General features: G+C 40.6%; 19 protein-coding genes. 13 read left to right on the top strand and 6 right to left on the bottom strand.

Annotated features, from left to right (window positions below):
- Nucleotides 1–27 precede the first annotated feature (27 nt).
- The gene (locus B5X60_RS11735) at nt 28–2,349 is read right to left on the bottom strand and encodes an Rv1355c family protein (RefSeq protein WP_079702877.1); all 2,322 of its coding nucleotides are present in this window, start codon (nt 2,347–2,349) and stop codon (nt 28–30) included.
- A gap of 69 nt (nt 2,350–2,418) precedes the next feature.
- Nucleotides 2,419–3,228, bottom strand: a complete 810-nt coding sequence (locus B5X60_RS11730; RefSeq protein WP_079702876.1) for a hypothetical protein — start codon at nt 3,226–3,228, stop codon at nt 2,419–2,421.
- A 154-nt stretch (nt 3,229–3,382) separates the two neighbouring features.
- On the opposite strand from B5X60_RS11730, the gene B5X60_RS11725 reads away from it, so the two are divergent.
- The 4 genes from B5X60_RS11725 (at nt 3,383) to B5X60_RS18150 (ending at nt 5,313) form a co-directional block, all read left to right on the top strand.
- Nucleotides 3,383–3,847 (top strand): response regulator, encoded by a 465-nt coding sequence (locus tag B5X60_RS11725; RefSeq protein WP_079702875.1) that lies wholly within the window; start codon nt 3,383–3,385, stop codon nt 3,845–3,847.
- Between the two features lie 163 nt (nt 3,848–4,010).
- Nucleotides 4,011–4,463, top strand: coding sequence for a PA2169 family four-helix-bundle protein (locus B5X60_RS11720; RefSeq protein ID WP_079702874.1), 453 nt, complete (start codon nt 4,011–4,013; stop codon nt 4,461–4,463).
- 202 nt (nt 4,464–4,665) lie between these two features.
- A complete protein-coding gene (locus B5X60_RS11715) occupies nt 4,666–5,049 on the top strand; it encodes a hypothetical protein (protein ID WP_079702873.1) in 384 nt (127 codons plus the stop codon).
- A gap of 66 nt (nt 5,050–5,115) precedes the next feature.
- Nucleotides 5,116–5,313 carry a hypothetical protein gene (locus B5X60_RS18150; protein ID WP_139377462.1) on the top strand — a complete coding sequence of 66 codons (198 nt, stop codon included), beginning with the start codon at nt 5,116–5,118 and terminating at the stop codon, nt 5,311–5,313.
- Here B5X60_RS18150 and B5X60_RS11710 read toward each other — a convergent pair.
- The 3 genes from B5X60_RS11710 to B5X60_RS11700 form a co-directional block, all read right to left on the bottom strand.
- Nucleotides 5,310–5,987, bottom strand: a complete 678-nt coding sequence (locus B5X60_RS11710; RefSeq protein ID WP_079702872.1) for an MCP four helix bundle domain-containing protein — start codon at nt 5,985–5,987, stop codon at nt 5,310–5,312. The two genes, B5X60_RS18150 and B5X60_RS11710, sit on opposite strands and share 4 nt — an antisense overlap.
- A 58-nt stretch (nt 5,988–6,045) precedes the next feature.
- Complete coding sequence (locus B5X60_RS11705) at nt 6,046–6,888, bottom strand: DUF2911 domain-containing protein (protein ID WP_079702871.1); 843 nt, start codon at nt 6,886–6,888, stop codon at nt 6,046–6,048.
- Nucleotides 6,889–7,174: 286 nt separating this feature from the next.
- Nucleotides 7,175–7,978, bottom strand: a complete 804-nt coding sequence (locus B5X60_RS11700) for a tRNA pseudouridine synthase A (RefSeq protein ID WP_079702870.1) — start codon at nt 7,976–7,978, stop codon at nt 7,175–7,177.
- A 179-nt stretch (nt 7,979–8,157) separates the two neighbouring features.
- Here B5X60_RS11700 and B5X60_RS11695 point away from each other — a divergent pair, with 179 nt between their 5' ends.
- The 3 genes from B5X60_RS11695 (at nt 8,158) to B5X60_RS11685 (ending at nt 10,581) form a co-directional block, all read left to right on the top strand.
- Nucleotides 8,158–8,571, top strand: a complete 414-nt coding sequence (locus B5X60_RS11695; RefSeq protein ID WP_139377461.1) for a hypothetical protein — start codon at nt 8,158–8,160, stop codon at nt 8,569–8,571.
- A gap of 168 nt (nt 8,572–8,739) precedes the next feature.
- Nucleotides 8,740–9,261 (top strand): hypothetical protein, encoded by a 522-nt coding sequence (locus B5X60_RS11690; protein WP_185116634.1) that lies wholly within the window; start codon nt 8,740–8,742, stop codon nt 9,259–9,261.
- A gap of 84 nt (nt 9,262–9,345) precedes the next feature.
- Nucleotides 9,346–10,581 (top strand): MFS transporter, encoded by a 1,236-nt coding sequence (locus tag B5X60_RS11685; protein ID WP_079702868.1) that lies wholly within the window; start codon nt 9,346–9,348, stop codon nt 10,579–10,581.
- 66 nt (nt 10,582–10,647) lie between these two features.
- Here the strand turns inward: B5X60_RS11685 and B5X60_RS11680 are convergent, their stop codons facing one another.
- On the bottom strand, nt 10,648–11,961 hold the full coding sequence (locus B5X60_RS11680; protein ID WP_079702867.1) for an alpha/beta fold hydrolase: 1,314 nt from the start codon (nt 11,959–11,961) through the stop codon (nt 10,648–10,650).
- 267 nt (nt 11,962–12,228) lie between these two features.
- Between B5X60_RS11680 and B5X60_RS11675 the strand changes: the two genes are divergently transcribed.
- The 6 genes from B5X60_RS11675 to B5X60_RS11650 all read left to right on the top strand — a co-directional run bounded on the left by B5X60_RS11675 (nt 12,229) and on the right by B5X60_RS11650 (nt 18,507).
- Nucleotides 12,229–13,389: a hypothetical protein gene (locus B5X60_RS11675; protein WP_079702866.1), complete on the top strand. Its 1,161-nt coding sequence runs from the start codon at nt 12,229–12,231 to the stop codon at nt 13,387–13,389.
- 30 nt (nt 13,390–13,419) lie between these two features.
- On the top strand, nt 13,420–14,070 hold the full coding sequence (locus tag B5X60_RS11670) for a head GIN domain-containing protein (protein WP_079702865.1): 651 nt from the start codon (nt 13,420–13,422) through the stop codon (nt 14,068–14,070).
- Between the two features lie 36 nt (nt 14,071–14,106).
- On the top strand, nt 14,107–15,090 hold the full coding sequence (locus B5X60_RS11665; protein ID WP_139377460.1) for a sterol desaturase family protein: 984 nt from the start codon (nt 14,107–14,109) through the stop codon (nt 15,088–15,090).
- Between the two features lie 81 nt (nt 15,091–15,171).
- The gene (locus B5X60_RS11660; protein ID WP_079702864.1) at nt 15,172–15,759 is read left to right on the top strand and encodes an RNA polymerase sigma-70 factor; all 588 of its coding nucleotides are present in this window, start codon (nt 15,172–15,174) and stop codon (nt 15,757–15,759) included.
- A 1-nt stretch (nt 15,760) separates the two neighbouring features.
- A complete protein-coding gene (locus B5X60_RS11655) occupies nt 15,761–16,717 on the top strand; it encodes a FecR family protein (RefSeq protein WP_079702863.1) in 957 nt (318 codons plus the stop codon).
- A gap of 8 nt (nt 16,718–16,725) precedes the next feature.
- Nucleotides 16,726–18,507, top strand: coding sequence for a peptidase associated/transthyretin-like domain-containing protein (locus B5X60_RS11650; RefSeq protein WP_079702862.1), 1,782 nt, complete (start codon nt 16,726–16,728; stop codon nt 18,505–18,507).
- The last annotated feature ends 58 nt before the right edge of the window (nt 18,508–18,565 follow it).

Below are 18,565 nucleotides of genomic sequence, written 5' to 3'. Positions count from 1 at the left end.
ACGATATCAATTTCTTCGTGATTTGCCCTAATTATCCTGTTCTACCACTAAAATATCTTCTAGCAACAAGCGATGCGATTTTAAAGCCGGTTCCCCAGCAATTGCTATTTTAGCAAGAAATACCTCAGAATCGTCGTTACTCGATTGCGTAATTTTGTTAAATTGTTCCCTTAAAAAACGAAGTTCCTGAATGTTTTTTTCGTTCAAACCTTCGCCATTTCCATGTAAAATACGGGAAAAAAGATAAAGAGGCGAAATAAGTGGGTGAATTGCTAAATTCAAGTTAGTTGCTTCCAGCCAGAATCTTTCTATCGCCCGCCCACCTTCGAAGAAATTTTTCAGGCTATATCCGGGAAGTTTGATGAGACAGAGAGCTGAAGCCGTCGACACCGTTCGCATTGCGAGCATACCAAGTGCGTTCCCTCCTCCAAGATCGTTAACAGCGCTTATGACCTTTTCACTTTTTATAACTCCCATTGCAGCCATCAGAGAATTTCCAAGGCCAAGAGCCTGGATGTCAATGCCGTCACGCGTTCGCTCAGCTTCTTCGTTTGTCCACCTCATCTCACGATGGACAAAATCATAATGTCCTTCCGGATTGAGGAGACGGATTTTATCGCAAGCACCGATGATCATAGCCAGGGCGCGCAGCTCCTGATCAGCTGTAAAATATTTCAAAACCGCCCCCGGAATAGATTCGGCAAGAGTTTTAAGACGGGTTAGCATATCGTCGCTCACCACACCTTTAGGTGCCATCATCCTGTTTGTATGGCGTTTAAATATTGCTGTCGCTAAAGGTTTCAACAACATCTGATCAGATGTCGCACCGACTTTTTTGAAGCGAATGGCTGCTACCAGTTTTTCAGTAGATGCGTCAGGGAACAGCTCATAATATGGCTCCAATCCGATGTGCAGTGCTTCTATATTTAGATTTTCATATGCGGCTCCGAAACTTATAAAGGAGGCACTTTTCTTAAAATCTCCAAACGAGAACGACCTGAATTCATCATGGAAAAGATAGAGTATACCATTTTTGTAAAACCATTTCCATGGCTGATCATTACCGGTTGAGGGGGCAGCAGACGCTGCTGTAACTAATTTCTCTATAGTCTCTTGGTCAGCGTAAACATCGGTCGAAGAAATTGGAAGATGCAGCCGGGAAACTATTTTTTTCATATCATCAGACCTTAGCGGGGAAAACGGATTTTGTTTTTCAACTACCTGGATCCGGTCTGTTTGTTTATCTGCAATTAACTCATCCAGGTCAATATAGTATCTGCCTGATTCGTGGAATTGATTCAAAAGTATTCGTCGGGAAACGTCAGCACCAACAGCTCCGCCCAGCACGACTGAGCTTGCTAATTGCGGCCATGTATTTATCGTCTGCTCGACTTCCAGCATTGAAGCTTTTGCCCTCAGCGAGATGTTTTCTATCCCCAGCATCTGCAACATCACTGGAATTTTGTCCTCGGTGCTTAGACCCTTTATAGTTTTAGGATCAACCCCATCAATGGTTCCATGCAGCAATGCCCGTTCTGGTTCCAGATCGAAACGCTCAACATCAAGCATTCCACGGTCGCTGGTATCCATTAAGACAGGAATACCCATTTCCCTCGCTTTGTATCGCGCCAGAATCTTAATGTCTAATCCATCGCATTCGTCCACCAACAGATCAAGTTTGCCATTTTCGGTGAAAAAAGCATCCATGTTGTCTTCGGTAAGACCTTCGAAAAAGCATATTACATGTAGAAATGGATCGATCTCGGCTATTTCCCTGGCTGTGATCACAACTTTTGGAACATTCAAATTGTGCACACCTGAGCGTATTCTGTTAAGGTTACTTAACTCCAATGTGTCAAAATCTGTGAGGCGGAGCTCGCCAAATCCTCGTTCCATTGCCAATGTCAGGGCAATGGATTGTCCTACGGATAGCCCGATAATTCCAATCTTCTTAGTACTTAAAATCTCCTGCTCTTTGCCAGTAATTTTATACTGATTCCGATTTGTTCTTACTTGAATGAACTCTTCTCTGTCCAGCATATGTACCAGGCGGCGATTCCAGGGGTAATAGACCCAAATTCCGTATTTATCAAGTTCTTTCCCCGCCAAATGATTGCTAATAAGTCCAGCATAATCCTCCTCCTTAATTTTAACAGAAGGGCTCTTCATTTTAATCAGTTCATGCAACTGTCCGTACAGTTCATCGTGAATGAAAACAACTTCCCCTGATTCGATCAAAGCTTCAATTGACTCCATGTCGGAGGCTGATTCAGGTCTGAAAAAAAAAGGATGATAAGTGTGCTGTAATTGTTTGGAGGCATCTAAAAGTGCCTTAAACCTGGAGTTCATATTACGTGATTAAAATTTGTAAATAGCGATGAGAACGATATTTAACTTCTGCCGATGACATCAATAAAATTACAGCAAATTTATTTTGCTTTCATCAATGGCGCCGTTTGAGCTGCCTTTTTTCAAATTTGCTATGGTTGCCTGCAAATCCCATTTGTCCATATTGGGAATCTCAATATCGTAGTGAATTTCAATTTTCTTTTTTCTCAACTCTTCAATCCTGACACCCTGAAGATTTTGCCGCAGCGACTGTATAGCTAGTTTATTTTCGTCATCAGCAGTGCTCAATGCCTGGAGATCCCGCAATATTAACACCGTAGCAACCAAATCCAGTTTCGGGTAGTAAAATGTACCCTTGTTACCTATTCCTTCTTCAATTTCATAGCCAACACTCTGTGCCATTTTCACAGTGTAAGGTGCGCAAAGGCCAAAAAGTGAATCTAAACCGATTTGAGTTGACATGGCAACTCCAACCCGAGTTAAAAAAATACTTCCAATTCCGTAGCCTGCAATTTCGCGCGAATTCCATAAGCCGCATCCTTCTCCAGTTCCCTTCTGTGCAAAATCATATACAAGATCGTAAATGGAGGGATCTAGGGCTCCAGTAGCTTGTTCGATAGGTAATGGCTCAGTTCCCCCCGCTACATGTATCCGGGCCCCGCCATAAATATGTTCTTTATCAAGAGATTCCACGATCATGACAAAGGCGGCCGGATTGTGAACCCATTCATTATTTGATGAAGTTACTTTTTCTACTCCAATACTAGTTAATACACGTTTATGGCCCTCCACAAATAATTCACATGACCGGGGATCGTCAACAGCCCTGAAAGCCCTAAGCCGTACAACAGGATTACCATTATTGAATTGAATTTCCATTATAATGTTGCACCAGTAAATATGGTGCTGAATATATTTTCGTTATTAGTTAGATACAAATTGATAATGAATGTTTCAATGAGTAATTTAACTGACAATTAGTACCCTTTTATTTATTATCTGTATTTTTGCTAAAATATTAATGTTATAACAAATGTCTGATAAAAAGATTGATATCCTGTACGTCGACGACGAAGAAAATAACCTGATATCATTCAAGGCTACTTTCAGGCTGAAATATAATGTCATGATCGCAGTCAGTGCCGATGCGGCTATGAAGATATTGGAAAGCAAACCTGTTGAAATCATCATTACGGATCAGCGGATGCCAAACATGACCGGTATAGAATTCCTTGAGAAAGTTATCGAAAAATATCCTGATCCTGTACGCATTTTGTTAACCGGCTATGCTGATATGAACGCTGTTATTGATGCAGTTAACAAAGGTAAAATATATCACTATCTCAGCAAACCCTGGAGCGAACAAGAGCTGGAAGAAACTATCAAGAAGGCCTTTGAAGTATATCAGGCCAACAAAGAGATCAAGGAAATGAATAGTAAGCTTGCAGTTTCCAATGACCAACTTGAATTTCTGCTGAGGCAGAAGCTTCTTTCTTAAACAAGACAGGCATTCACGTCTTTCTTTTGCCTTCTATTTCTAATAAGTACCAATAATCGGCAATCCTTTATGACGGAATGTTTGTATCGTCTCAGTTAATTGCATTTTCAGGAAACCAATCCAAAACGACCGTGTTGTATTTCTAACTAACAACATTACAATTATGGAAACTAAAGAAAGCACAGGCGTATTAAACGACCTCATTTTGATAAACAACGATAGAATAGAAGGTTATCAAAGAGCAAAAGAAGAATTAAAAGAAGGTGACGAAGATCTAAAAAGCTTGTTTACCAATATGATTGAAGAAAGCCAAAAACTTAAACTGGCTTTGGCAACAGAGGTTTCTTCGGCAGGAGAAGAAATTGAAGAAGGAACTACTAACAGCGGAAAGATTTATCGTGCATGGATGGATGTGAAGGCTGCTTTTAGCGGTAACGACAGAAAGGCAGTTCTTGAAAATTGTGAATTTGGCGAAGATGCCGCTCAAAAAGCATATCAGATGGCATTGAAAGAAGATGATCTGCCAGGACATATTCACGCTTTAATTTCTGACCAGAAAGCAACTCTTAGGGTTTCTCATGATAAGATTAAAGCGCTGCGCGACGCCCAGGTTTGATAATATATCACCTCAAAATTAATCCTCCGGTTCGTTGAATTGGGGGATTTTTTTTGCCAAGTTATGCCGTTTTACATTCACCGCCATTTTCCCTCCATTCACCGAGTTCTTTCCTGTTCCTGCCTAAAACCTGTTTAGATGTCGTGTTCTTTGAAATACTTTTGATCAAACAAAAACAAGAACAAACAAAAATAAAATCGATATGAAAACTTTAAATACTCTACTTACACTTTCACTATTAGTAATTGGCACCGCAACTTTTGCTAATACAGATGACAAGGCCACAGAAAAAAACTCAAATGTTCCAATGGCACCAAGCGTGTGGGAAAGTTCTGACATTGAAACTCCGGAATTGATGAAGTTTGTAAAGGCGAAAAATGCCTTTGTTCCTGTAGCAGGTTTCGTTTGGGGAAATCCTTCAGAAGCACCAGTAAAACTTTTAACGGTGCCGGTAGCGCCATTCACAGTAGGTGACTCGACGGACGATGCTCCTGTAGAATTAGCTTATATAAAAGCAAAGTCAGCTCTCGTTCCAGTGGCTCCGTTTGTTTGGGGTGATTCTTCCGAAGAAGTATTTATAAAATAATATTTCGAACCAACTGTAGCAATTCAAACCTAAACGCCGTCTTATTATAAAGAATATTTAAACCTGATGAGAACAGTACATTTTGAAATCCCGACAATGACGAGGCTTCATAAGCAGCTGGAAGTCTGCAACTCCGTAAAAAAGCTAAATGTAGTAAATATCACAACGGAAAGTGGCCGAGCAGCCGTCACCTTTCAGGACACGCTTCTAAAAGTTGATATCATTAAAGCCATCGAAGAAGCCGGCTATATCGTCAAATATTAATTGAGGTTATATTTTTCCTGACGAATATGCACCTGCTTGTCCGTAATAACCAAAATCATAATAATCAATCCTAAGATAATAGCAATTACAAATTGTAGCTGTGATATAAAACCAGAACTCGACTGACTGTTCTGAGATTCCCTTAATAATTCTCGACCTACCTGTGTTTGAACTTGCGTGAGCCGCATAAGGTCTTTATTTAGATCATTATAGAGATGATCTGTTGTGCTCAAGTAAAGAGTTTTTGCCGCATCCTTATTTGTTTTTGCAGTGTTTATTAGCAATAGTTCATCCCGTCGATAGTCCGTGAGATTTTTCTTTAATCTATTCAAATAATCGCTCTCAGTTTTTACCAAATAAGTATTTTCGTACTTGTTAATTAACTTATCCAATTTCGAATTTTCATTTTGAATATATCTTTCTATTTCGGGGACAGTAATATTATCCGTAAAAAGGAAGGTGAAAAGCTGATTTCTTTTTCCGTGGATATGATCTGCAATTGAATACAGATCCACAGCCGGTATGAGCCGATCTTCATAAATAGAGTTGAATGACTTCGAGATTCGCGTTACGTTATATGATTCAAGTAGACTGAAAATTATCATACAAAGCATCAGGACAGCGAGCATAATTGCCAGCCGGATCTTACGTTGTATTGCGAAAGCCCATTTCATAAGTTGGAAATTGAAGGTAACGATTAATTAATCTGCAACACGCGACGTCCAGCATTACTTATTTACTCGCCTGGGCAAGAACTGCAGTATTTAGCCTGATGTATTCAGCAATGTTCATAGCTTTGGCAATCTCAATTCCTGTTCGGGCACTCATAGCAGCCCCCGCCTTGTCCCCAGACTTAAGCTGGATTTTTGCTTTCCAGTAATTAAACCAAGGGGTTTTCTGCTCTTCGGGTGCTACCGCATTCATCCATCCTAAAGCCTTCGAAAGGTCTTTCCCATTATCATAATAATAAATAGCAGATTGCATGTAAGGTTTCTTATCACCTTTCATTGCCTCATCAATGCCTGCCATAACCTTACTGTCAACGTCCGTTAGCATGCTGATGCTAACTTTTGTATCTGCCCACATTAAATTTAGTTTTGCCGAAGTTGGCGAAACATCATTAAATGCAATTGTAAAGGTCTCAAGCTTCTCAGTTAATTTTGAGGATTTAGCAGTAAAGCGGATAACATCGTCCGCTTCTTTATAGGCATATGCACCCCATTGTTTTGTCCCTTTATTTAGTATAATAGTCCAGGTGTCCTTTCCCGGAATGGTTAATAACGCATACTCACCAGCCTTCACCAATTTGCCTTCCAGACTTACCTCATCTGAAAATGCAATAGTTGTAATCGTATTGGCACCTGTCCGCCAGATTTCACCCATCGGAGCGAGATCTGTAAAGACGTTTCTGCCTTTTACATTCGGTCGTGAATATTTAATAGTCACTGTTCCAAGTCCAAATTCCTGGATGATGGTCTGTGAGCTACTAACCTGAGGCATTTTTAGCTGAGCAAATGACACATTAATCGTTAAGAAACAAAAAGTGGTAACCGTTAGAAATGTGATCTTCTTCATAATTGGTTTGTTTGAATATTTAAAATTACTTAATTCCGCAATAAGAATCTACTTGTTGACTTTGATGTTGTGGATGCCCAAGTGAGGTTTGGCGTTTTCCACCTCATCCGATTGGATATTTATCATTACCCCCATTCATCTATTTTCATAGCCTTGTATTAATATTAAAGGGTGTGTATCATCAAGCCGTGATAGATTGAGTTGACTTTCCGCCAGAATAACATTGAACAATAGAGATTCAAATCGACACAGTATGTAATTTCAATTTTGCGGGGCTATTCCTGATCTACAATTTGTGCCAGAAATTATGGACAGCGGCCCCAGGTATAAATTCAGCTTTGACAGGAATATCAAGGAAGGGATAAGTTACTTTTGACAAATAAAGCCCTTGCGGATGAGCAGGTAAAATCAAGGCAGGAGTTTTTTTTGAGATCAAATGACTTTCAAACTCATCCTCAGATAATTTTCCAATACCAATCTCAATTAGTTTCCGGGTAAGGATGCGGATCATTCTCCCCAGAAAGCGATTGGAAGATATCTGAAAGCGGATCTGATCTCCGTTGGAATTGCTGAATAAGGTGGCCGATGAAACGTTGCATATATTATGCTCGTTCTTACCCGGCGATTTGCAATAGGCACTGTAGTCATTATATTTCGGCAACAATTCGACAGCTCTTTTCATTCTGTCCAGATCTAAATCGTCGAGGAGATACATTGCACTGCTGTCACTGAGGAACGGATCTTTGTAAGTATGCAAGAAGTAATCGTAAGTACGGAGAACAGCATCAAACCGCGCATGCGGTTGTCCGACCACGGGAATGATTTCAAAAATCGCGATATCAACCGGCAAGATCCGATTCCATCTGAAGAACAGATCAAAATCCCACTTTCTTTCTATATCCATATGGAAAAAATACTGGCTGGCATGTACGCCGGCATCAGTTCTGCCGCAACCGTAAATAGTAATCTGATATTTGAGGATCTTGCTTAATGTACTTTCCAGCACTTCTTGAATACTGATCTTGTTTGGCTGGTTTTGCCATCCAAAATAACGGGTCCCTTTGTAGGCTATGTGAACGAAATATCTCAAAGCTAAATTAGCTTGCTAAGCTATTAAATTATGTACATGATTTACTTAAAGGTTGTTTGGAAAGGCCGTCATTTATTTGCTAATTCATTTAAGGGTATGACGACCTTGTTACACCCTGCTATATAAAAAATCGTTATTTTCGTATGTTCTGCACTTTAGCAGATCTCATCCAGAAATATATGAGAACAATAGTAATTATTGGTGGAATCATACTTGCTGGCGCAACAGTTATTGCGGTGGTTCAAAACGATAAAAAAAAGGATGCAACATCTGAAGTTCATCAGACAGGTGATGGTCATGACCAGCCTGTTCAACCGCCAGCGTCTCCTTCGGCCACACCAACTATTAATCCAGCACACGGTCTTCCTGGTCATCGCTGTGATCTTGCTGTCGGAGCTCCTCTTCCAGCAGCCGGAAGTAGTGTTCCATCTCAAAGTTCACCGGTCATAAATATGACTCCATCACAGATGCAACCGGCATCTCAAACACCGTCACCGACACCAGCTCCTTCAGCGACCGGAGTAAAGATAAATCCTGCTCATGGCTTACCCGGGCATCGATGCGATCTTCAGGTAGGAGCCCCCTTGACCTGACCCCCTTGCCTCCCCCGCTAACAATATATATTTACGTTCAATATTAGTGCGTGGGAGAAAACACCCTTTACAATCTAGCTAAGAGATTGTTTTTACTATTATCGAGTTTTTTTCAACAAATTTTGCAAATCGCGAATACCGATGATATTAAAAATTGTATCTTTCGGAATGAAACAACATAAGGGTATGCGTCCGCTGGACGTAATTATACTTTTGAAGTTGGCGATTGACAATGACGAAGGAAGCAGGATCAAAGACTTGTCATCGAAGCTTTTTATTAGTGGATCTGAAGTGAGTGAATCTCTAAACCGTTCATCGATTGCTGGCCTGCTATTACCCGACAGCCGGACGGTTAATAAAGAGGCGTTTTTGAAATTTCTTGAACATGGGCTGCAATACGTTTTCCCTGCTCAATTAGGACCAGTAATGAAAGGTATGTTCACGGCCCATTCGGAGTCATCTTTGTATCTCAGCTTTTCGTCAGAAGAAAAATTAGTTTGGGCTGATGAACTAGGAAAAGAGCGGGGCTCAACCATTTTGCCGCTGTACCCAACGGTGGTAAAAGCTGTAAAAAAAGACCGAATACTGTATAGACTTCTCGCCCTGTGCGATATCATCCGAGTCGGTGATCAATCGGATAAGAACAAAGCAGTTTGGCATCTACGTGAAGCTTTTCAAGGTCGGGCATAATTCGTAAGACAGCAATTATAATATCTGTGAACTTTTGTTTATCCTATTCGCTTTTGTAGATCGTACCACAGATATTTGCTGATCATGAATGAGCAGGTAAACAGCCCCGGTGAGGTGCCCGTAAGCGAAGAAAAGAATATTGCCGGTAAAACTGTATTTCCTATTTTATTTGCCATAAGCTTTTCGCATCTTCTAAATGATACGATACAATCATTAATACCCGCTATTTATCCTGTCGTAAAAAATTCGTTCAGGCTGACTTTCGCACAGATCGGACTAATCACCTTAACATTTCAAATGGCCGCATCATTATTACAACCATTTGTGGGCCTCTATACTGACCGAAAACCACAACCGTATTCTCTAGCGATTGGCATGGGTTTTACGTTGTTAGGATTAGTTTCACTATCTCAAGCTCCAAATTTTTTAATGCTGATTGTTTCGGTTGCATTTGTAGGGATAGGATCATCAATATTTCATCCTGAAGCTTCCCGAATGGCTAGCATGGCATCAGGTGGGCGACGAGGAATGGCCCAATCTGTTTTCCAGGTTGGGGGAAATGCCGGTAGCTCAATCGGCCCTTTATTGGCCGCCCTTGTTATTGTACCATATGGGCAGTCCAATATCATTTGGTTCTCTTTACTGGCTTTACTTGCCATACTCATCCTGGTGAACGTTGGAGGCTGGTATAAAGTTAAAATTAAAGCGAGATCTCATAAAATGGGCTCGCATCAGGTTAGTCAAAATCTTCCCCGTAAAAAAGTTATTATATCCGTGCTTATACTTCTTGTCCTTATATTCTCAAAGTATTTCTACCTGGCAAGCATGAGCAGCTATTACACATTTTACATGATCCACAAGTTTGGAGTCTCTGTCCAAAGTTCGCAGGTATATCTTTTTATTTTTCTATTCTCGGTTGCAGCCGGAACTTTAATCGGCGGCCCGTTGGGCGACAAGATCGGGCGTAAATACGTGATCTGGGGTTCTATCCTGGGCGTAGCGCCTTTTTCCTTGTTGCTTCCGCATGCAAATTTATTCTGGACTGCGGTACTTTCAGTTCCAATAGGTGTGATACTTGCCTCCGCTTTTTCAGCTATCCTGGTGTACGCCCAGGAACTTATCCCTGGGAAAGTTGGAATGATCTCTGGATTATTTTTTGGCTTTGCTTTTGGAATGGGCGGGGTTGGCTCTGCATTGCTTGGGGCGCTGGCTGATCGTACAAGTATTGAGTACGTGTACAGCATTTGTGCGTATCTTCCCCTTATTGGGCTTATAACAGGGTTTCTGCCCGATATCGGAAGAAAAACAAAAACCGCCTGATCTGGCGAAAAAGTTTTCTATTAGGTAGCATTTTAACCTTCCAAGAAACCTAACGAGTTACTGGCTTTATTTTCCCTTAATCCAAAGCGCGATATCATCAATGAGTTTTGCAGAAACATTGGCTGGCGTACGATATTGCAATCCAGTTCCTTTATCTTTTTGCGAAGATAAGAGGTGATTCAAATCCGGATAAAGCTTGAACGTAACGTTCTTATTCGCTGCTAAAGCTGCACGCCAAATATTATAATCCTGTAGCGAAACCTGGAAATCCTTCTCTCCCTGCACCACAAGTACTTTTTTGGTTAGTTTCTTTGCAGCAGCAAGCTGGTCATAATTATTAATGTCTATCCAGTACGATGCCGGAGCGGAAAGTATAACTGAGTCAGGAGCAATATCACCAAGCTTCAACATTTTTGAACGTTCGATCTCATTTGCTGTGGCCTGAAATTGTTGTTTGGTCGACGATGTTGTATCACCTGAAGCAACATAAAGATACCTATTCTGTTCAGCAATAACGTCCGACAGCTTTCTCGCAGGGGCAGCAGCAAGTATTATCCCTGCTAAATCGGGTGCTAACCCAGCAATGCGTGGAGCAAGCATCCCCCCGAGGCTGTGGCCCATTACATAAATCTGGCCTTTATTCACCCCTTGAGTAGTTCTTGCCAAGGCTATTGCCGTCATCGCATCATCCAACACCTCCTCTTTAACAGTAAACGATTTCACAAAAGAATTGGGGTAAACCATTGAGCGTTTTACATAGCGAATACTTGCAATGCCTTTCGCCGCTAATCCGGCGGCAAGATCTTTAAAAGGTTTGTTAGGACCCACCGTTTCGTCCATATCAGCTGGCCCCGATCCATGAACAAATACAACGATTGGAAAATTCGTAACACCTTTCGGGGTTGTTAGCATACCAGCCATTTGTCCGCCTGCAAATTTAATCTGAACTTCTTTTTGAGAATACAAGTTAGTATCAGCATATGCAGGAGCTGCATACACAGCTTCGGTAGTAGTTGGAGCTACAAAAAAGCCAACCAGCTTTTCAGATTTGTTGAAAATAAAAGTAAATCCCTGGGAACCTTTAGTGAAAACGCAATCTAAAGTTACCTGGAAGAACTCTCCCTGTGTTTTATTTTGAGCGCCGTCTACAGATTCATAAGTTCCGAGTGAATTTCCCAGCCTCAACCAGAAAAGTTTAAGCTCGTCTGCCGATATCTTGTCCTTTACGCTTTCATCGAAAAAGCCGTGAGCCTCTTCGAACTTACCTTTATCCATCGTGTCGAAAAATGCGTCAGCGCGATTGATGAGGCTGATAATGCTTTGAGCGAAGGTAATCTGACTTATAAACAGAAGAGCGATTAATATTTTAAAAGATTTCATGAATTGGTTATTTCAATTGAAGCTGGAAAGATAAGGAAAAAGCTCTGATCAATAAGCGTGAAGACGCCATTCAACAACAAATCATATTTATTATCAGACGAATGCTAACGAAACAAAAAGCATTGAATTGTTGCCGGACAGCAATTTTTCGAATTTTTCCTCGCTTCGCAGGAAGCGTAAGATGTTTAAACCAGTCGTTAAAAAAAATTTTACTCTCGAGTAGGGGTAAATCCTTTGACGGTTGTCTCATCCCAAAATATCACAAAAATGAAATTACAATTTACACAATCAAAAATTGAACTGTCACTAAAAGCACTGATAGTTTTTCTCACGCTCATGGCCTTTTACATCAGCTCAAATGCTCAGATTATTACTGCAGAAAAAGTAAACATAGGCCTCATTTATCCAATAAGCACAAATGGAACCCACGCCGTTGCGGATACAAATCAATTTTCCTTCAATTTACTTGCAGGGGTTTCAGCAGCTGAACAAGGTTTAACATTCGCAGGGTTTTCGAATGTTGTTCGGCATGATGCGCGGGGCCTGCAGTTCGCGGGCTTTTCAAATCACGTTGGCAAGAAAGCAACGGGTATGATGTTCGCAGGCTTTATGAATATATACGGTCAGGGTAAGGGCCTGCAGTTTGCTGGCTTTACCAATATCGCCTTAAAGAATGTTGAAGGCGCTCAATTTTCTGGGTTTTTGAATCGCGCTACTGATATGAGGGGAACGCAAATCGCTGGATTCTCCAATGTCTCCCAAAATCTTTCAGGGACGCAAATGGCTGGGTTCAGTAATGTTGCTAAGCGTGTGAATGGAACTCAGATCGCGGGATTTAATAACACTGCGGAAGATGTGAGGGGATCACAGATAGCAGGATTTATTAATGTAGCCAAAAAGATTAAGGGTGTTCAGATTGCAGGGTTCATGAACATTGCTGACAGTAGCGATCATCCAATCGGCTTAATCAATATCATAAAAAACGGTGAGCAATCGATTGGCTTCAGTGCTGACGAAAGCCGGAATGCCCTGGCAACTTTCAGATCAGGTGGGAAAGTCCTTTATGGAATAATTGGCGCTGGATACAATTTCAAGAACCAGGATGAAGTATATGCTTTTGAACTTGGGCTTGGAGCGCATCTGACTAACTCCGGTGTTTTCAGAATCAACGCCGAATTAAGCACTCTTACTTTAGAAAGCTTTTGGTCGGGAGAGTATTTTAAAAGCTCTTTCAAATTCATGCCCTCCATCCGACCGGTTAAGTTCCTTGAGATATTTGGGGGACCAGTATTTAACTATGTCAACACAAACACTTCTGAAGGACGAGCGCTGACTTCCAGATATATTAAGACCTGGGAGAACCGGTGGGGGAATAACTTCCAGGGAATCTACGTCGGATATACTGGTGGCATAAATATTCTTTTTTAAAAATCAAATACAAACAATAAAAACACAATTATGAGAACTATACTATTTATCGCAATTTTAAGCTTATTAAGCATTTCGTGTACTAAAGACAGATTAACTGCGGATGGCAATATTATTTCTGATGTACGTCAGCCAGGAACTTTTACAGGAGTAAGTAGCAGTGGATCAAATCCTATCACGATAGCCTATGGATCAACTTACAAAGTCGAAATCAGAGGTTCCGCTAATCTTATCCCGCGTTACAAAACTGAGATACACAATGGGGTAATCAATCTTGGTTACGAACATGTAAATGTTCATAACGATGATATCGAGGTATTTGTGACACTTCCTGCATTGAATAAAGCAGCTATGAGTGGAAGCGGCAGATTATGGATTGATGGTAATTTTCCGGCACAAGACCTTTTTCGTTTAAGCATTAGCGGCTCGTCGAAAACGAATGTTAGGGGTTCGTTTACAGCAAATGAAGTAAATGTTGATATATCTGGTTCCGGTGATGTTCAAATGGAAAACATCATCGCGAAAAAGGGTGACGTTCGGATCAGCGGAAGCGGCGACGTAAGGATGAATGTTCAAAATACACTTAAAGCTCGCATTAGCGGAAGCGGCAAAGTATACTATACAGGAAACGCCACGGTTGATTCAGAGGTTAGTGGAAGCGGACAAGTCATAAAGTTTTAGGAACAGCCTTTAGTGGTGGCACCGGGTTTACAAAAAATGATATCGTTGCTGGTTTTATTGCTGGTAACGATATCAAAACAAACATATAACATGATTCTTTCATTCTTTGGAGCAACAGCTATCCCACTGCAAGATGTTTATCACTTGCAGGAAACTTCGCCCGACATACTACTTTATGCGGTGCCTGTCGTATGTCTATTAACTCTTGCCGAATTCCTTTTCTCACGAATTCAACATCACAACAATTATGATGTTGAAGAAACAATAGGTTCCATCATAACAGGGGTTGGAAGCCTTTTTATTAATTTGGTGCTGAAGATTGTACTGTTTTATGGAGCTGTCTGGATCTATAAACTCATACCTTGGAGAATTGAATTTCATTGGTGGACCCTGGTACCCTGCTATATCATTTATGATTTTTGCAGCTATTGGGCACATCGTATAGCCCATTATAACCGATTCTTTTGGGCAACGCACGTGGTACACCATTCGGCTGAATATTACAACCTGACTGTGTCTTTTCGGGTGAGCTGGGTACAGCATATTAAAATAATATTCTTTCTTCCTTTAATGGTCTTGGGTTTTCATCCGCTCGTGTTTTTCATTGCTAACCAATTAGGGGTCCTTTATCAGTTTTGGGTACATACCGAATCGATTGGAAAGCTCCATCCCTTCATAGAAAAGCATTTCGGGACGCCCTCAAATCATAGAGTGCACCATGGCAGCAACGAGAAATATCTTGACAAAAATTTCGGTGCAACCTTTATGATTTGGGATCATATATTCAAATCATTTCAATACGAACAAGAGTTGCCAAATTATGGATTAACCACCGGTTTAAATCACAAGATTAATCCATTGGTGTTAAATTTCCATGAGTATTTCGATATGATTGACGATGTAAAAAATGCTCGGACATTCCGTCGGAAACTTTTCTATATTTTCGCCAGCCCTTCCATGATTCAGAATTATAAATTGAAGAAAATAAGAACTTCATCTCGAGATGTGATAAGAAAGTAAGGTCACCTTTTCATGTAACAAATCATTCAGATTGAATATCTAAAGCAACTGATATCTGATATATTTGGTTAACATTAACGGGTGGAAATTTTAGGTCATCATAAAGAAAAAAAAGCGTCAGCTTACGATGACAATGCTTTTGAGGAGCTTTTTAAAGCTCATTTCGGAGCACTGCACTCATACGCGAGCGTAATGCTTTATCATGACAGCTATGCAGAGGAAATTGTCCAAAATGTCTTTGTGAGGATATGGGAAAAAAGGGATCTTCTTGATGTACAAATTTCAGTCAAAGCATATCTCTATAAATGTGTTCACAATGACTGTCTAAACTACATCAAGCATAAAAAGATAAAAACTAAGTATCAGGACCACGCGGCTTTTATAATGAACGAGCAGTCAGAAAACTCATCAGATAAATTAATACTGACTGAGCTACAAGATCGTTTGCAAGTGGCGCTTAATCAGCTGCCTGAACAATGCCGAACCATCTTTCAGATGAGCCGTTTTGAAGATTTGAAATACCGGGAAATTGCGGAAGAATTAGGAATTTCTATCAAGACGGTCGAGAATCAGATGGGTAAGGCATTAAAGATCCTTAGAATTAAGCTTGTTGATTTTCTGCCGATTTTATTATTGTTTATGCATTACAAAGATATTTTAAGAGGCTAGCATGAGCGAGGATCTGATTATTAAATACCTTTTACAAGAGACAACTGCGAATGAGGAGGAGCGGGTGAAAGAATGGATTGCGGCTGGTCCTGAAAATGAGAAAGAATTTAAAAGATTTGAGCTTATTTGGTCGAGTAGCAAAGAACTGGAAACTTCAAGAACTGCCGACGCCGATAAAGCCTGGGACAACTTCAAAACAAAAGTATCAGGTCATCGAAAAGTCGTTAAACCTAATTTACGCTCAATTAGGAGAGATTACAGCTGGTTAAAGATTGCTGCGGTTGTTTTTATAGTTGCCGCAGCCTGGACCTTTTACTCCACAGTGAATAATGGATACGCAACGTTAGAATCGGGAAACTTGGTTCGTAAAGAAACCTTACCCGATGGTTCGGAAGTGACGCTAAACAAAAATTCACGAATTGCTTATTCCCGGAAATTTACCGGAGATACCCGTAGTGTCAAATTAGAAAAAGGCGAAGTGTTCTTCAATGTAACTGCAGACAAATCAAAGCCTTTTATAATAGAAGCAGACGAAGTTGTTGTAAGAGTTGTGGGAACATCATTTAATGTAAAACATAATAGCCACATAACCGAAATTATTGTTGAAACCGGGATTGTTCAGGTGGCCAAAGCAGGTCGGATGGTTGAGTTAAGAGCAGGGGAAAGAGTTTCAATTGATAACAATAACCCCATACTTCGTAAAAAGCCGAATACGGACAAGCTTTACAAATTTTACAGAAGCAAAATATTTGTTGCGGATAATACACCCTTATGGCGGGTTGTGGAAGTTCTTAATGAGGCTTACGAATCCAACATTATAATTGAGAATGATCAGCATAAAAACCTTTCCTTGAATACAACATTTGAGGACGAATCACTTGAGGAGATCCTACGGGTGATCACGCAAACATTTAAGATCAATGCTGTGAAGGAAAATGGCAAGATAATACTCCGATAGTTTTCAGAATGAGGAAAGTTTGCTTGGTATTAGCTTTTACGCTAATAGTTCTGGGTTTAAAAGCCCAGCATACCTCTGAGATTTCTAATCTATATAAGCGGATTTCGCTTGATATCACTAAACAGCCAGTTGGCGAAGTTCTCGACCAGATTGCGAGAAAAGGAGATTTTTACTTTTCCTATAGTGGAAACGCTTTTAACAGGGATAGCCTGGTTACTATAAACGTGAAAAGTCAAACAGTCCGAGATGTTTTAGATAAGATATTTCTTGGAAAAGTTGACTACAAGGAGAGCAATAGATATGTCATTTTGCGATCGACACTACTTCATTTTTCGATTGAGCCTGATATGATCAAAACGGATTCACGACATTACATGATAACTGGGAAGGTGGTGGACATTTTCACGGGCAAAACTGTGCCTCAAGCTAGTGTCTACGAAAAGCGTTTACTCGAATCCACACTAACAGATAATGCCGGGTATTTCAGGATGCGGATTCGCGGCGATTATCAGTCTGTAATCTTAACGGCTAGTAAAGAAGCTTACCGTGATACAAGCATCATGTTCCTTTCTACTGTTACAGTAAAGCCAGAAGGATATGTATATACGGATGGAAATTATTTAAGTTATGCCTCGAATATAGTCGAGCGTTTGGGTATTGGACGATTTTTAGTTTCCACTAAACAGCGGGTGCAAAGCTTGAACATTTCCGGATTCCTTACCAACAGTCCTTTTCAAGCTTCGCTAATACCAGGAATGAGCTCCCATGGTATGTTCAGCTCACAGGTGATTAATAAAGCATCCCTAAATCTTTTAGGCGGTTATACTGCGGGAGTGGGTGGAGTCGAAGTGGGAGGTTTATTCAATATTAACAAAGGAGATGTGAAACACCTGCAGGTTGCTGGCCTAACAAACCTTGTAGGAGGCTCAGTTCAGGGATTTCAGGTTGGGGGGCTGCTAAATTCGGTATTGGATAGTGTGCATGGTGTGCAGACAGCTGGAATAGCAAATGATGTTCGTAAGAATGTGGATGGATGGCAGGCTGCTGGAATACTGAATCATGTTCGTAAAGATCTCAAAGGTATTCAGGTTGCTGGAATTACAAGTTTGGTTTCAAATAATATGAATGGAGTTCAGATCAGTGGAATTTCAAACATTTCTAAAAGAATAGAAGGCATGCAGATCAGCGGCATAGCCAATATCGCCGGGAAAGAAATGCGGGGCATGCAGATTGGTGGGATTTTTAATTTTGCTCACGATATGCGTGGGATGCAGATTGGCTTAATCAATTTTGCTGATACTTCCTCCGGTGTCAGCGTTGGTCTGATAAATTGGATAAATAAGGGCTATCACAAGTTAAGTTTATCATCAAACGAAGTGCTTAATTATCAGGCAGGTATCAAGACGGGAAATTCAAAATTGTATTCGATTTTAATCGGTGCAGCCACATTTAAGGATGGTGAAAAGGTATTTTCAGCCGGGTTGGGTTTCGGACATGACTTCATTTTTAACGATCGATTTTCAACATCAGCTGAGATATCTTCCCAGGGTTTATATCTTGGAAATTTTGATTCGGCAAATATCCTAAGCAAAGCCCAGCTGAACCTGCAGCTAAGTATTGTAAAAGGGGTGAGCGTATTTGCTGGTCCATCATATTCTGTATATCGTACGGATCCTGCAGTTTCCAGTGCTGATGGATTTCAGAAAAGAATTGGACCGGCTAAATCATTTAAAGCAAACCAATATGTAAGGAACTGGATCGGCTGGAGTGCTGGTATAACCTTGTTTTAGTCTGCAGTTCTACAATCATCGGTATTAGAGATTTTTCTTACTTTAGAGATCACTAATC

The organism is Daejeonella lutea (assembly GCF_900168015.1).
In the GTDB taxonomy this organism is placed as follows: Bacteria; Bacteroidota; Bacteroidia; order Sphingobacteriales; family Sphingobacteriaceae; genus Daejeonella; species Daejeonella lutea.
The sequence above is the reverse complement of the archived record's forward strand: the minus strand, read 5'-3'. Positions and strand labels throughout refer to the sequence as shown.

Coding starts and splice junctions, on each gene's coding strand:
- B5X60_RS11715 (WP_079702873.1), top strand. CDS start 4,666: ATGAAAACTTTAAATACTCTACTTACACTTTCACTATTAGTAATTGGC.
- B5X60_RS11670 (WP_079702865.1), top strand. CDS start 13,420: ATGAGAACTATACTATTTATCGCAATTTTAAGCTTATTAAGCATTTCG.
- B5X60_RS11705 (WP_079702871.1), bottom strand. CDS start 6,888: ATGAAGAAGATCACATTTCTAACGGTTACCACTTTTTGTTTCTTAACG.
- B5X60_RS11725 (WP_079702875.1), top strand. CDS start 3,383: ATGTCTGATAAAAAGATTGATATCCTGTACGTCGACGACGAAGAAAAT.
- B5X60_RS11730 (WP_079702876.1), bottom strand. CDS start 3,228: ATGGAAATTCAATTCAATAATGGTAATCCTGTTGTACGGCTTAGGGCT.
- B5X60_RS11720 (WP_079702874.1), top strand. CDS start 4,011: ATGGAAACTAAAGAAAGCACAGGCGTATTAAACGACCTCATTTTGATA.
- B5X60_RS11665 (WP_139377460.1), top strand. CDS start 14,107: ATGATATCGTTGCTGGTTTTATTGCTGGTAACGATATCAAAACAAACA.
- B5X60_RS11695 (WP_139377461.1), top strand. CDS start 8,158: ATGAGAACAATAGTAATTATTGGTGGAATCATACTTGCTGGCGCAACA.
- B5X60_RS11650 (WP_079702862.1), top strand. CDS start 16,726: ATGAGGAAAGTTTGCTTGGTATTAGCTTTTACGCTAATAGTTCTGGGT.
- B5X60_RS18150 (WP_139377462.1), top strand. CDS start 5,116: ATGAGAACAGTACATTTTGAAATCCCGACAATGACGAGGCTTCATAAG.
- B5X60_RS11685 (WP_079702868.1), top strand. CDS start 9,346: ATGAATGAGCAGGTAAACAGCCCCGGTGAGGTGCCCGTAAGCGAAGAA.
- B5X60_RS11710 (WP_079702872.1), bottom strand. CDS start 5,987: ATGAAATGGGCTTTCGCAATACAACGTAAGATCCGGCTGGCAATTATG.
- B5X60_RS11735 (WP_079702877.1), bottom strand. CDS start 2,349: ATGAACTCCAGGTTTAAGGCACTTTTAGATGCCTCCAAACAATTACAG.
- B5X60_RS11690 (WP_185116634.1), top strand. CDS start 8,740: ATGAAACAACATAAGGGTATGCGTCCGCTGGACGTAATTATACTTTTG.
- B5X60_RS11655 (WP_079702863.1), top strand. CDS start 15,761: ATGAGCGAGGATCTGATTATTAAATACCTTTTACAAGAGACAACTGCG.
- B5X60_RS11675 (WP_079702866.1), top strand. CDS start 12,229: ATGAAATTACAATTTACACAATCAAAAATTGAACTGTCACTAAAAGCA.
- B5X60_RS11680 (WP_079702867.1), bottom strand. CDS start 11,961: ATGAAATCTTTTAAAATATTAATCGCTCTTCTGTTTATAAGTCAGATT.